Origin of the sequence: Synechococcus sp. H55.9 (genome assembly GCF_047462355.1) — a bacterium.
Classification (GTDB): Bacteria; Cyanobacteriota; Cyanobacteriia; order Thermostichales; family Thermostichaceae; genus Thermostichus.
On the sequence record NZ_JANSJB010000015.1, the window covers coordinates 20,009 to 33,574 of the forward strand.

At 60.4% G+C, this 13,566-nt stretch carries 11 protein-coding genes; 2 read left to right on the plus strand and 9 right to left on the minus strand.

Annotation, left to right across the window (positions count from 1 at the left end; translation table 11 throughout):
* Positions 1 to 5: 5 nt before the first annotated feature.
* From NW857_RS03735 to NW857_RS03750, 4 genes are all read right to left on the minus strand, one after another.
* Entirely contained in the window at positions 6 to 2,549 is a 2,544-nt protein-coding gene (locus NW857_RS03735) for a DNA gyrase/topoisomerase IV subunit A (protein WP_414367975.1), read from the minus strand.
* A gap of 417 nt (positions 2,550 to 2,966) precedes the next feature.
* Positions 2,967 to 4,136 (minus strand): CAP domain-containing protein, encoded by a 1,170-nt coding sequence (locus NW857_RS03740; protein ID WP_414349241.1) that lies wholly within the window; start codon positions 4,134 to 4,136, stop codon positions 2,967 to 2,969.
* A gap of 16 nt (positions 4,137 to 4,152) precedes the next feature.
* Positions 4,153 to 4,308: a hypothetical protein gene (locus NW857_RS03745; RefSeq protein ID WP_414335450.1), complete on the minus strand. Its 156-nt coding sequence runs from the start codon at positions 4,306 to 4,308 to the stop codon at positions 4,153 to 4,155.
* Between the two features lie 316 nt (positions 4,309 to 4,624).
* Positions 4,625 to 5,110, minus strand: a complete 486-nt coding sequence (locus NW857_RS03750) for an ureidoglycolate lyase (protein WP_414349238.1) — start codon at positions 5,108 to 5,110, stop codon at positions 4,625 to 4,627.
* Positions 5,111 to 5,302: 192 nt separating this feature from the next.
* Between NW857_RS03750 and NW857_RS03755 the strand changes: the two genes are divergently transcribed.
* Positions 5,303 to 6,064, plus strand: a complete 762-nt coding sequence (locus NW857_RS03755; protein ID WP_414367979.1) for a hypothetical protein — start codon at positions 5,303 to 5,305, stop codon at positions 6,062 to 6,064.
* A 15-nt stretch (positions 6,065 to 6,079) separates the two neighbouring features.
* On the opposite strand, the gene NW857_RS03760 is transcribed toward NW857_RS03755, so the two are convergent.
* The 5 genes from NW857_RS03760 to ccsB all read right to left on the minus strand — a co-directional run bounded on the left by NW857_RS03760 (position 6,080) and on the right by ccsB (position 12,425).
* Entirely contained in the window at positions 6,080 to 7,429 is a 1,350-nt protein-coding gene (locus NW857_RS03760; RefSeq protein ID WP_414335446.1) for an adenylosuccinate synthase, read from the minus strand.
* A gap of 139 nt (positions 7,430 to 7,568) precedes the next feature.
* Complete coding sequence (locus NW857_RS03765; RefSeq protein ID WP_414335445.1) at positions 7,569 to 9,038, minus strand: S41 family peptidase; 1,470 nt, start codon at positions 9,036 to 9,038, stop codon at positions 7,569 to 7,571.
* Between the two features lie 209 nt (positions 9,039 to 9,247).
* The gene (gene tig, locus NW857_RS03770; RefSeq protein ID WP_414367982.1) at positions 9,248 to 10,858 is read right to left on the minus strand and encodes a trigger factor; all 1,611 of its coding nucleotides are present in this window, start codon (positions 10,856 to 10,858) and stop codon (positions 9,248 to 9,250) included.
* An 88-nt stretch (positions 10,859 to 10,946) separates the two neighbouring features.
* Complete coding sequence (locus tag NW857_RS03775; RefSeq protein ID WP_414335441.1) at positions 10,947 to 11,330, minus strand: LapA family protein; 384 nt, start codon at positions 11,328 to 11,330, stop codon at positions 10,947 to 10,949.
* Positions 11,331 to 11,414: 84 nt separating this feature from the next.
* The gene (gene ccsB, locus NW857_RS03780) at positions 11,415 to 12,425 is read right to left on the minus strand and encodes a c-type cytochrome biogenesis protein CcsB (protein WP_414335454.1); all 1,011 of its coding nucleotides are present in this window, start codon (positions 12,423 to 12,425) and stop codon (positions 11,415 to 11,417) included.
* A gap of 239 nt (positions 12,426 to 12,664) precedes the next feature.
* Between ccsB and NW857_RS03785 the strand changes: the two genes are divergently transcribed.
* On the plus strand, positions 12,665 to 13,531 hold the full coding sequence (locus NW857_RS03785; protein ID WP_414367985.1) for a hypothetical protein: 867 nt from the start codon (positions 12,665 to 12,667) through the stop codon (positions 13,529 to 13,531).
* Positions 13,532 to 13,566: the final 35 nt, after the last annotated feature.

The window sequence follows — 13,566 nt, forward strand, 5'->3', positions numbered from 1 at the left end:
CAGAGCTATCCAATCCCGCCCTCCGGCTGGGGCCAAAACAGGCGCAACTCCCTAACCTGCTCCCCCTTGACCAACAGGGAGCCGCCGCCGGACCGGCCTTGCAGGGGAATTTCCTCAGGAGAGAAGGAGTGTACCCGTTCGGACTCCGTGATCACATCGACTTGCAGATGGGGGTGCGCCGCCAGATCGGGGGGGAAACCCACCAAGCCCACCAAGCCATCCCCTTTGTTGGAGAAGTGAAAGGCTGACACGCCCACTTTACCCTGCTCCAGGATGGGTATCTCGCCCAGAGGCAGCCGCTTCAGATAGCCCGACCGACTGGCCAAAATCAGGATCCCTTGCGGGGGCAGCAACGCCATACCGGCGATCTGTTCTGTGCGCCCCAAACGTAGGGCTAGGGATCCCATAGCTGCCCGACCCATCAAGGGGATCTGTTCGGCATCCAGCCGCAGCACCCGCCCGGCGGAGGTGGCGAGGACAACGCTGTAGCCTTGGTGGCCGGGATGCCAAAGGGCCGCCCAGCCCAGCTCGTCCCCTTCTTTGAGTTTCAGGACGGTGGATCCCCGTTGGCTAAGGCCCGTCAGCTCCGCCAGGGCCACCCGCTTGATCCGCCCCTGCCGGCTGAGCACCACCAAAGTGGCCTCGCCGGGAGAGTGCTCCGCACCGCTGACGCGAACGGGATCCAACGGGAAGGTGGCAACGATCGGCTCGGGGTTGGGGAGAAGGGTGACCAGAGGTACCCCCCGCGAGGAGCCGGTGCTGAGGGGGATCCCTTCGCTGGGCACGGTGAAAGCTTTGCCGCTGGCGGTGAGCACCAAGATTTCCTGCTCTGGGGTCACGCATTCCAGGCCGACCAGAACATCTTCTCCCAATTCCCGTTGCGCCGGATTGCTGCGGGAGCGAGGCCCAGGCAGAGGCAGGCGGCGCACGTAGCCTTTGCGGGTAAGTTGCAGCAGGAAGCGGGTGTCTTCGCCGACTTTGCCACTGGGGATCTGGGCCTGTTCTGCCTCCAGCTCGGCTTCCGAAAGGATCTGGGTACGGCGCCGGTCGGCAAAAGTTTTCTTCAAGTGGCGCAGCTCTTTTTTCAGGTAATTCAAGAGCTTGCGGCGATCTTCCAGCAGCCCCTGCAGCTCGGCGATGCGGGCCTGCAGCTCGGCCTGCTCCTGGTGCAGGCGCTCCCGCTCCAAGGTTGTCAGGCGGCGCAGGGGCATGGCCAAGATTGTCTCCGCCTGTTGGGGGGTGCAGCCCAGGCGAGTTTGCAGTTGGGCTTTGGCCGTGGCGCTATCGGGGGCTTGCCGCAGCAGGTCGATCACCCCCTCCAGATCGGCCAGGGCCAGCACCATCCCCGCCACCTCTTCCGCTTTGCGCTGTACCCGCTGCAGTTCGGCGCGAAACATCCGGTTGAGAGTGGCCTCGCGGAATTGCAAAAAGTGCTGCAAAATCTGCTTCAAGCTGAGCTGCTGGGGTTTTCCCTCCACCAGGGCCAACAGGATTACCCCGAAGGTGTTCTGCAGGGGGGTGAGCTTGTACAACTGCTGCAGAACTGCCTGCGGGTTGGCCTCCCGCTTCAGCTCCACCACCACGCGAATGCCGCTGCGATCCGACTCATCCCGCAAGTCGGCAATGCCGCTGAGGCGGTCTTGGGCGACCAACTCTGCCACCTTCTCGAGCCAGGCGGCTTTGTTCACCTGGTAGGGAAACTCGGTGATAACCAGGGCGGGCCGGCGGTGGCGTCCTCTGCCCGGCTGGATCTCCTCAAAGCGGGCCACTCCCCGCAGGGTGATGGAGCCGCGCCCGCTGAGGTAGGCCTCGCGGATCCCTTGGCTATCAACGATTTGGCCGCCGGTGGGAAAGTCCGGCCCTGGGATCCAGCGCAACAGCTCTTCAGGGCTGAGATCGGGATGGTCGATCAAAGCCAGCAGGCCGTCCACGACTTCTCCCAGGTTGTGGGGCGGGATGTTGGTGGCCATGCCCACGGCAATGCCGGCAGAGCCGTTGAGGAGCAGGATGGGCAGGCGGGCCGGTAGAACGGTGGGCTCCGCCTGGGATCCGTCGAAATTGGGCATAAAGTCCACAATTTCTTCGGAGATCCCCTGCAGAAGGGCCGTGTGGCTCAGCTCCGCCAGCCGACACTCGGTGTAGCGCATGGCCGCCGGCGGATCGTCGTCCACCGAGCCGAAGTTGCCGTGCCCCGCCACCAGGGGGTAGCGGCTGGAAAAGTCTTGCGCCATGCGCACCAGCGCGTCATAGACCGCCTGATCCCCGTGGGGGTGATATTTCCCCAGCACGTCCCCCACCACCCGCGCACACTTGCGGTAGGGGCGATCCGGGGTCAGGCCCAGCTCGTGCATGGCGTAGAGGATGCGGCGATGCACCGGCTTGAGGCCATCCCGCACATCCGGCAAGGCCCGCCCCACGATCACGCTCATGGCGTATTCCAGGTAGGAGCGTTGCATCTCCCCCTGCAAATCGGTAACGATCACCCGCCCTGAACGGGATCCCCTACCCGATCCAGATCCCAGTCCGTCGAGAGTCAGTTGCTGAGTCATGGCAAACCGGAGCGGAACGCTTTCCAGGTTACTGTAGCCGTTTCTTTGGCCCTTGCGAGGTGGGATCCCATTCTCAAGGCCAGCCTGTTGCTAGCCGTTGTTTGTTGGCGTATCAATGGGCGTAGCTCTGTCCCTCCTAGGCCGGCCAGTCAGCTTGGGGTTTTCAATCTAGCGGAGTTTGCACTTTTGCCGGCAAAGGAAGGATTCTCGGCAAGGATCTGGCGCTACTTGGTTGGGCTTTTTCTTCTCACTTCTAGTCGAGATATGGTCGTTCCAGGCTAGCTTGAGACAGCTCCCTCACCCCCGGCCCCTCTCCCACCCTCACCCCCGGCCCCTCTCCCAAAGGGAGAGGGGAGTTAGAGCGGCGACCTGCGACAGCATTGCGTAGCAATAACGGCGCGACGAACTGTTTCACGACTATTTGAAATGACTGTAGTTGTTGAGAGGGTTGGCAGAGTTGAAAGGCTCCATCTGCCAGAGCAGACGGGGTGGGATCCCCAGCCCTTCGGTCAGGGGTGCGGGCCTTGGCGGAGCCTGAGGGTCGCAGTCGTAGAGGGTGGTGGTGTAGCGATAGGTGCGCGGCGGCCCACCCTTGAGGCGGATGCCGCTGATCTCAAAGAGATAGGGGCGATTGGGCTGAACGGATCCCACCGAGTAGGTGAGGGTTTCCAGGCCAAAGGCGGGATCCCCAACCCGGATATCTCCAACAGGCACCAGTTCGCCGGTGAGGGCATCGGTGATGCGGATTTGGGCTTGGCTGAGGTCAGACAGGCCGCCGCGGCTGGGCACCGAGAAAGACCAGCGGTAGGCAGATAAGGGCTGGCCGGAAAATCCCTCCAGACGGTAGAGATAGCCGTCCCTCTCCGGGAAGGCAATAAACTCTGGATCCGGCACCGATTCGTCAAAACCGAAGATCCAATTGGCATTGGCCTGGGTCACCCGTCCGGCCCGCGGGTCAAAGACGATGCCGTAGGCGCCTTGGGCATATTGGGGATAGAGGTTCCAGCGGCGATGCCCCACGTCCACGAAGTTTTCCCGGCCCGGCTCGGCAAAGTAGATGTCCACCTGGCGCGCCAGCACCCGCCCTGGGTCGGGGCCGTTCAGCTCCAGAATCGGGCCGATCGCCAAGTTACCAAAGCGGGATCCCGCCGCCCCGGCAGGAGTGAAGCAACGCCAAGAGGGGGGTGGCTCGTGGCTGAGGGCGCCATTGGCCACCTGCAGCAGCGCCGCTTGCTGAGCGGCCTCCAAGAACTCGGGATTGAGCTCCACCGGCGGCAACTCGTGCAACAGCCGCAGAAAGTTCAGCCGATCCATCATCTTCTGGGCTGCTGCCGGGGTGAGGCGACCGGGATCACAAGTGGCAACTTGCGGCTGCTCGGCATAGATGGGGCCGGCAAAGGTGCGGGTCTGGCGATCCAACTGGCACATGAAGCTGGCGATGGGCAGCTCCCCCGCCGGCGGGGGCCCCACCGCAGTAAGGGATCCCTCCCCCCTGCCGCCGCAGGCGGCCAACAGAACAAGGCAGAGCAGACTCAAAACCACCCCTGCCCAGACTTGCTGCAAACTGGGCAGCCGCTGCCAAGGCATGCAAGATCCTGTAGGCTTACCGACTGGCGGGGGTGGGAGTGGGCGTGAGGCTGGGGGGACTGACGGTGCTGCTGCTACCCTCGTCGCAGGCAGACAGCAGCCCCAGGCACAGGAACAGGGCCAGGGCCCCCGAGAGCTGGCGGGTCAATTGGGTGGGTTGGAGTGTAGCCATCGCAGCAGATCTCCAAAACAGTACCGAGCTTGACCCTGTTTTATCACCTGGCCAAACCGGTCGCCGTGCCAGGGCTTGTGCCGACAAGAGCAGAACCTGAGAACAGGGCAAGGAATGCCGACCCAACTAGGCCCCACCCACTAGAGATAGAGCCTAAGTTCATTCTCCATCGCCACCATTAGTGCTGCGACGGATCCGCGTACCTTTTTCTGCGCCCAAGCGTAAAGATTGCGTGGATGAATCTGCTTTTTGCCGCTGAATCGGACTGCTCACGTTGACATGATTTGCCCATCATCTGCCTGAAGGGATCCCTTTCTCAAGGGATGATCTGAAACTCCAGATTGTAAGTCTGGAGCAGGTTGATTGTCTCGTGGTCGGTGAGGTTGGTGTCGGCCAGCTCCAGGTTGTAGAAATCGATAAACTCCTCGTGGTCGAAGTAGGGGCCGGCATGCCAGGTGCCCATTTCCAGTTTGATAAAGCGGTCGCCGGGCACCCGAAAAGCTTGAATCTCATCCACTTGCAGCTCGTCGGCAGGCGGCGCGACGGCGATAAACCACTCCTTGCCGTGCAGGGATCCCAGACACTGGGTGCAACGGGTGTGGTGAGTTATTTGGGTGAACCGAAGGCCACGGCGGGGCAAGCGCATGAGGTAGAAGCGGGGTTGCCCCTGATTCAAAACCAACTGGGCATCTTGGCCGTCGAAGGGTTTGTCGTCAGGAGTAGGATAGATCACCTGCCCGTAGAGGGCAAAGTTTTCCGGTTCAGCGAGATGGGCCTTCAGTTGGCGCAGTTGACTGCTCACCCTGTTTGTCTCCTCTTTCCCAAAGCTGTACCCGTTGTTGCTCCGCAAGCCGATCCCCACCTGCTGCCGGCACAAGGTCGTGAAGACCCAAATAGCAGAGCAGATCTTAATCTTACCCAGATTTGCCGGTAGTCTCCTTCCGGAGAACAGTCTCAGTAAAATGGGAGAAATTTGTAACACTCGGCAATGGCGATGCGGCGGGATTTACAGGAGCTGGTCATTTCTCCTTTTCAAGTGCAAAGTCTTTCTGGGGTGCCCGTAGCTTGGCTGTACCGACCTCGGCCCGTCTGTCGCTGGAAAGATTGGCTGCGCCAGTTCTCCGCCTTCTGGGATCTGCTGCGCCTGTTGTTGGTGCTGGATCTCTGCTGCCGTTTCTTGACCTTTTGGACAGGGGGATCCCTGCTGACCTTGCTGGGGCGGATCTGGATCCCCGGCCTGTACAGCAGTTGGCGCACTTGGCTGGTGGAATGGGGGATCCTGGCAGCCATTGCCGCTTTGGGCCAAGCCTATTGGATTTTCCGCAGCCGCCGCCTGCCGCTGCTGTTGAACTTGCTGGAGGAAGTAGATCGCTACAACCGGATCATCCAAGCCATCCACCTCAACGACCAATTGGTGGAAGCCGGCAACCCCGAGGTCAAGCTGGCCCAGCGGGCTGAAGTAATCGAGGCTTTGAAGCTGACGCGGACAGATCTGATCCGCGCTTTGAAAACGGAGCGGATTTTGCGGCAAAACGAGGATCTGATCGAGCAGCAGAGTGAGCTTTTCGGAGATAATCTGGCGGCTTTGACCGCCCTGCAGGTGAGGGAGCAGGCCGGTGAGCAGGGGCGGCTTTTGGACGCCGCTTTGCAAGTTGCCCTCCACGTGCGCTCCCAAATCCGCCAACTGCAGCAGCGAGAAGCAAACCTAGCTCAAGACAAAGTTCAAAATCCAGAGGAAACAACTTTTGATTTGTAGTTATATCAAGTTCCCTCAATCGGGCATGAGGGCGTGGATGCGCTTGCCACCGTTGGGATAGAGAAGAGCACGTTTGGGGCCGTGGATGGGATCTTCGACAATAATCGTCTGCTCGCGGCTGGCCCCCAGCGAAACAATGGCAATCGGCACCTGCATCAACTGCGCCAAAAACTTCAGGTAATCATGGGCTTCGGGGGGCAGGTCTTGGATGGAGCGGCAGTCTTTGGTGGAGCACTTCCAGCCGGGCAGGGTTTCGTAGATGGGCTTGCACTGGGCAAAGACACGGGCATCGCTGGGGAAGTGACGGATCTCCCGCCCCTGGTACTCATAGGCCACGCACACCTTGATCTCATCCAAGCCGTCCAGCACATCCAGCTTGGTGATGGCCAGGCAATCCAAGCCATTGATCCGCACCGCATAGCGCCCGATCACGCCATCGAACCAGCCGCAGCGCCGTTGTCGTCCGGTGGTGGTGCCAAATTCGGCGCCGGTTGCCCCCAGGTACGCCCCGATCTCATCTTTGAGCTCGGTGGGAAAAGGGCCTTCCCCAACGCGGGTGGTATAGGCTTTGGCCACCCCGATCACCCGGTCAATGCTGGTGGGGCCGATCCCGGCGCCAATACAAGCGCCACCGGCAATGGGATGGGAGGAGGTGACGTAGGGGTAGGTGCCGTAGTCGAGATCCAGCAGGGTGCCTTGAGCCCCTTCAAACAAGATGTTCTCCCGATCTTCGATGGCTTGGGTGAGCAGCAGGGCGGCGTCGGTAACGTAGGGACGCAGCCGCTCGGCGTAGGCCAGGTATTGCTGGATGATCGGCTCGGGATCCAGCGGGGGCAGGTTGTAGATTTTTTCCAGCAAAACGTTCTTGTAGGGAATGGCCCAACTGAGGCGTTCCCGCAGTTGATCGGGGTACATCAAGTCCACGACGCGGATGCCCATGCGCTCGGCCTTGTCGGCATAGGTGGGGCCAATGCCTCGTCCGGTGGTGCCCAGCTTATAGATGCCGCGCCGCTCTTCCTCGGCCACGTCGATGACACGATGGTAGGGCAGGGTCACGTGGGCGGTTTCGGCGATGTACAGGTTGTGGGTGGAGATCCCCAGTTGGTGCAGTTGGTCGATCTCCGCCAGCAACACCTCAGGATCGATCACCGTGCCGCTGGCGATGATGCAGCGTTTGTCGGGGTAGAGGATGCCGGAGGGGATCAGGTGCAACTTGAAGGTTTGGCCCCCCACCACCAGGGTATGTCCTGCATTCACCCCACCTTGATAGCGGACGACCACATGCGCCTTTTCACTGAGGAGGTCGGTGATCTTGCCTTTTCCTTCGTCGCCCCACTGGGCACCGACAACCACAACGTTTGCCAAGAGCTTCTCCTACAGTCCGTGGATGGCACAAAAAATCCCCTTTGCGGGGGCTGCTGCACTAATTTACCGCATTGCTCGGGGCAATGTTGAGGTCTTGGGACAAAAACGTTAACAATCGATTAACTTTTTCCTTCCCCTTTCAGCTCCCTGGTTTGAACAGGCCAATGGCAGTGACCTGGTTGGATCCCGCCGCAAAGGTAAAAGCCAGGCCCAAGGCATCGTAGTTGACGTAGTAGCGATCGTCGCGCAGATATTCTCGGCTTCCCTTGGGATAGGGCACCACCTCGTTGTAGCCGTTCTCGCCGGGCCCACCATAAACGGCGATCACTTCGGAGTAGGTGGAGCCCATGCGGATCCCTTCGCCGGTCATAGCTTCTGGGTGGGTGGTGTAGATGCGGTTGGCAAAAAAGCTATCCACAATGCCCGGATGGCGGTAGGTAAAGAGGATGTAATCTTGCAGGTAAAAGATCTTCAGGTCGCTGTTGGGCTGAAAGACGTTGGCCCCAGAGGCCGCTGGGATCTGATCCACATTGCCCAGGAGGTGGGTATCGACGTTGCGGGTATCCATGCCTAGGACAAAACGGCCGACACGGCCCTCTTGAACCAGTACGGTGGGGCGGGGTGGGGGGCTGGGGCGGCGAGGGGGCAGGGCCAGCGCTTCCAGGGCGGCACTCAGCCAGGCGTTCTCATCTCCCTCTACCCTTTGCAAGGGCACCAAACCCTGCGCTAGGGAACGACCATCTCCCGTTTTCCAGGTGGCTACGGCCAGTTCCACCGCCGCGCCGGAGGGAAGGGCAAAGAAGCGGGTTTGTCGCTCGCTGCCTTGGGTGGGCTGCCCCAAAATAAGGGTGCTACCGCTGGAGCCCAACTGGGCAGCCAAGAGGGTGGCCCCCTGGCGCGTGTTGCCATCCACCAGAACCGCCAGCGGGATCCCGGCGGCAATGGGCAAATTTTCGCTGTTCCAGAGGGTGGGCTGCCCAAAGCGGTCTTCGGTAATCAGCAGCGGTTGAATGGAGCGGGGCAAAAACAGGCGGGCCACATCTGCCACCACTTGCGGGTCATAGCCCACGGATCCGCGCAGATCGAGAACTATGCCCTGGCTGTAGTCTTGGGTGTAGAGGGTTTGGCGGATCTGCTGAGCGGTGGCAGGGGTGAGCTCCGGCACCGCCAAATAAACCCGGCGCGGGCCGATCCCACGCGCCTGGACGGGCGGGCGAGGGCGGTTGAGCAAGTCCTTAAAAGCTTGCGCATTCCAAAACCGATCGGCAGGATCCCCATACTCCCGCAAGATTTCTTGGATCAACTCCTGCTCCACCTCGATGGGGGGACGGGGATCCCCGTAGGTGCGGGCCAAGAGGCGGGTGTAGAGGTCGTGGTAACTGACTGCAGCCGCTTGGCTGCCCGCCCCCAAAGACTCGTTGATGAACAGTCCCACTAAGTAGCGCAGATCCTGGCCTACTGGCGGAGAAGGGAGAGAAGGCGAGCTCTCAGGAGGGGAAGGAGCCGGCTCAACCATCGGCCCCTCAACAGACGGGATGACCGGCACCGGCGGCAAGCCTGCCTGACCCATCACCCTGATGGGAAGGATCCCAGCAAGTGCCACGACCATTCCCCCCGCTCCAATTGCACGCGCAACTCCCTTCATGGCGGCCTGGCCTCTTGCAGATGCTGCGAATAGGATAAACCCCAAACGCTTCCCTCTGCCACTGTCCGCGGTGTCAGATATCTATTTTTTGCATCTTAGAACACTAGATGTGGCTGCCTCGTCCCCCTTCTTTTGAGCGGAATACTCCCCCCAGCGCAGACCTGGTTGTTCGCTTACTTGCCTTTTTTGCCCTTTTTGCTTGGCTTGGGCTTTTCTGCTGTCTCCTCAACCGGGGTTGTCACTTCGAGTTCCGAGCCGACCGCAGAGGCGGAGACAGTTTCGGCAGGGGATACTTCTACAGCTAGAGTCGGTTCGTCTGCCGCTTCTCCGTCAGCGTCCGTGGCCGTCTCTGAAGAGGCTGCCACTGCCTCTGGCCCCTCGGACTCGAACTCCGCCTCTGGCACTGTAACCCTCTGTTCTGAGCTCGCCGAAGAAGTGGGCGCCTGGGTGGGATTCCCCTCGCCATCGACCCAGTTGACTGTGGTCTGAGCCTTCAGCCAGGCCATCACTTTGTTGGTCAGAAGATCTTCGTGAACGACTTGGCGTACTCGCTCCCGATCCAGCTTCTGCCCTTGCTGGGCATAGGCCGCCATCACCTCTTCCACTTCGACTTCCAATTCGTTGGGGCCTACGGCAATCTGCTCCTGCCGGACGATGGCACTGAGAGCCAAGGTGCGCCGCAGCCGGTTGATGGCCTCGGGCCGGTAGCGCTCCATCAACTGGTTAAGGGTTTCGGGCGGCATTTGGGACAAGAGCTTGCGGATCTCTCCCGGCGGAACCCCTTGCTGCTGCTGCAGCGACTGAAGGCTTTGGGCCAGCAGTTGTGTCGTTTCTTGCTCGACTAGGGTCTCCGGCAGATCCACCTCGGTGGTTTCCAAAATGGCGTTGAGGATGGCCGTCTCCAGGTTTTCCTCAGATTGTCTCAGAGCATCTTGTTCGAGGCGCTTTTGCAGGTGTTCCCGCAGCTCGGACACCGTCTGAAAGTTGCTGATCTCCTGCACAAAGGCATCGTTCAACTCGGGCAGCTCTTTGGCTTTGATCTCGTTCAGATGGACGGTGAAGGTAACCGTTTTTCCAGCCAACTCTTCTCTGAAGTAATCGTCGGGGAAAGTGGCTGTGATCTCCTTGGTTTCGTCGAGCTGCATGCCGACAACGCCCGCCACAAAACCGGGGATGAAGTTCTCCTCTTTGAGCTCCAACTGAAAGTCTTGGGCGGCGATCTCCTCCAGGGGATTGCCCTCGGCGTCGCGAGCTTGAAAATCGATCACCACCACATCCCCCAACTGGGCGGGCCGATCTTCTACGGGCAGGAGGGTGGCCCGCTGATCCCGCCACCGGTCGATGAGCTGGTCGACCTGTTCGGGCTTGACGGTGACGCGGGTGGCCGTGACGGTTAGACCTTTGTATTGGCCGACGCGGGCTTCGGGGTACACCTCCACATACCCTGAGAAGCTGAAATCGGCTTCCGGGTTGAACTGGGCCAAGAGCTGCCCCACCTCCTCATCCAGCTCGAAGCGGCTGATGGGGGTGAGCTGAGTTTCCTGGAAGGCCTGTTGGATGGCCTCGTTGATCAAGTCATCCACAGCGCTGGCCATGATGCGCTCACGGCCCACCTGGCGCATCACCAGGTTGCGGGGGGCCTTGCCCTTGCGAAATCCCGGGATCTGGATATTCCGCTCCAGTTGGCGCAAGGTTTTTTCGTAGGAGCGCTTCACCTGGTCCGCTTCTACCACGATTTTGAGGCCAACCCGGCTGCCAGGGCGTTTTTCTTGTGTGACCTGCATAGGAAGTGATGAGCTGGTGAGAGAAGCAAGCAGAAGTTCAATTCTACCCCAACCGCTTGGGGATCGACGGGATCCATACGGGGCAGTTCTAGGCAGGGGATCCCTCGGTGGCCACTTCTTTCACCTCCTGGATGTCCTCTTGGGGTTCGGCGCGCTTGCTGGGGGGCAGTTGCTTGACTTTGGCTTCCAGCTCCACCACCATTTCCTTGAGCTCGGTGATGGTGACTTCCTTCTCCTGCAGTTGCCGATTTTTTTCGCGGGCTTCGATGCTGAACTGGACACGCATCCAGAGGCTATACAGCCAGGCAAGGGCGGCCCCGATCCCGGCAGAAGCCAACAGTTCAATCACCAGCGGGCTTTCGATGCTGACTCCGGGGGCGAAGTTAATCGTGACCGGGGTGGCGTTTTGCATTGCAAAAAGAGCGATTCCCAGGAGGGCCGAGAACAGGATCAGGTAGTTGAACAGTTGCATGATTTTCTCCTTCGAGGGATCCACGACGGCTTGCCAGCACCAGAATACCCACAAACGGGGGTTGATTTGTTGGCCCAAGAGATCTCAGAAGAACCAGCCATAGCTGTGTAAGCCTTTGCCCAGAAAGTTCACCCCCAGATAACACACCCAAACCACCCCAAAGCCCAAGCTGGCCAAGAGGGCGGGGCGCCTGCCCTGCCAGCCTTTGGTGATGCGGGCGTGCAAATAGGCGGCAAAGACCAACCAGGTAATCAAAGCCCAGGTTTCTTTGGGATCCCAGCTCCAGTAGGTACCCCAGGCTTCGTTGGCCCAGACGGCGCCGGCAATGATGCCGATGGTGAGCAGCGGGAACCCCAGCCCGATTAGCCGGTAGCTGGTGTTGTCTAAGATTTCCGCCAGGCTCAGCCGTTGCCAAGCGATCGCTTCGTTGGGTGCCGGTTGGGGAAGAGGTTCAGCCGGTCGGGGGGAGCGGATCCCGGCGTAGACCAGTTCTGCAGCAGGAGATGGCAGGGTGGCTTCTGTCCATTCCGGGTGGGTTGCAGGCTGAGAGGGGCGAAATTGCAGGCCGAGGGAGTTGCCCTTTAACTGAACTTCCTGGCCGCGGGTGACGATGAGAAAAGTGATGGCCAAAAGGGATCCCACCAAGAGGGCTGCGTAGGCCAGCAGCATCACAGTTACGTGCATCATCAGCCAGTTGGATTGCAAAGCCGGCACCAGTGGCTGGGCCGCCTGCATATCTTCCGGCAGGGCCAGGGCGGCAAAGGCCACAATGCCTGTCGCCAGCGGGGCGGTCGTCACCCCCACCCAACGGCTACGAGTCCAGTGGAGAGCCAGCAGGTGCAAGGTGGTGATCCCCCAGGCCAAGAAAAACAAAGACTCGTACAAGTTACTCAAGGGGAAATAGCCGGCATCGATCCAGCGGGCCGTCAGCAGGGCGGCGATCGTCAAGTTTGCCCCGATCATCCCCGCCAAGCCCAGCTCAGACAGAAGCTGCACCTGGGGAAACGCTGCCCCCCCCCAGTAAAACAGCATGGCCCCCAAACAGACAGCAAAGGCCATGTTGTTGAGCAAAGCCTGCCACTGAGCTAGATCCAAGCCTGCAAAAGCCGTTATCGCCAACCAAGCCATACCTGACCTCAAAAGTTCTCCTGACCCCGCTTGGGCCAGACCGCTGATCCCATTCTAGGGTGGGGGAGGGGATCTTCCCCAAAGGACACATGCTGGTAATGTGGGGATGGCTTATCTGCTGCTCGGCAGGATACCGAAAGTGTTGGGATGTGAGGCTCATGCAAGGACACGCGGGAAAGGCCAGAACCTGGAGATGGGGATGGTGGATGGCTCTGGTGGCAGCTCTTGTGCTGGTCGCTTGCGGTGGATCCCCGCCTGAACAGCCCCAGGAACAGCTACCTCAGCTCGAGCGGGTACCAGTGCCGCCGGAGATTGCCAAGCTGGATGCCCACTTGGAGCACTGCCGTCCGCGGGTGCAGATCCTCAGCCCTAAGCCGGGTGAGGTGTTGTCGGAGCGGCAAGTAACCGTTCGCTTTGCAGTGCAGGGGTACCCGCTTTTTAAGGATCCGCAACTGGGCCTCGGCCCCCATTTGCACGTAGTGCTGGACAACCGGCCCTACATCGCCCATTACGATGCCGATGCTCCCCTTGTTTTTGAGGATTTGGAGCCGGGATCCCATACTCTGCGGGTGTTTGCCGGCAAGCCCTGGCACGAGAGCTTTAAAAACTCCGAGGCCTACGCCCAAGTCAGCTTCCATGTGCTAGCGCCTACGCCGGAATACGTGCCGCAGCCGCACCTGCCTTTGCTCACCTACAACCGCCCCACCGGCAGCTACGGTGCCGAGCCGATCCTGGTGGACTTTTGGCTGGCCAACGCCCCGGTACGCGAGAGTCTGCTGACCGACCTGCCGCGGGATTGGCGCATCCGCTACACCCTCAACGGCCAATCTGGCCTGCTGGATCGCTGGGAGTCTTTTTACTTGAAGGGCTTGAGGCCCGGTCGCAATGTGATGGTGGTGGAACTGGTGGACAGCAAAGGGGATCCCATCCGCAACGTGTTCAACAGCGCTGCCCGCGAGATCACCTACACCCCCGGCGGCCAAGACACTCTCTCCAAGCTGATCCGCGGCGAGCTGAAAGCGGAAGAGGCCCTGTATATTATACACATCTTACTCTGCCGACGAACAGGATAGAGAAGAACACGGTGGTCGCCGTAACAAAAAAAAAA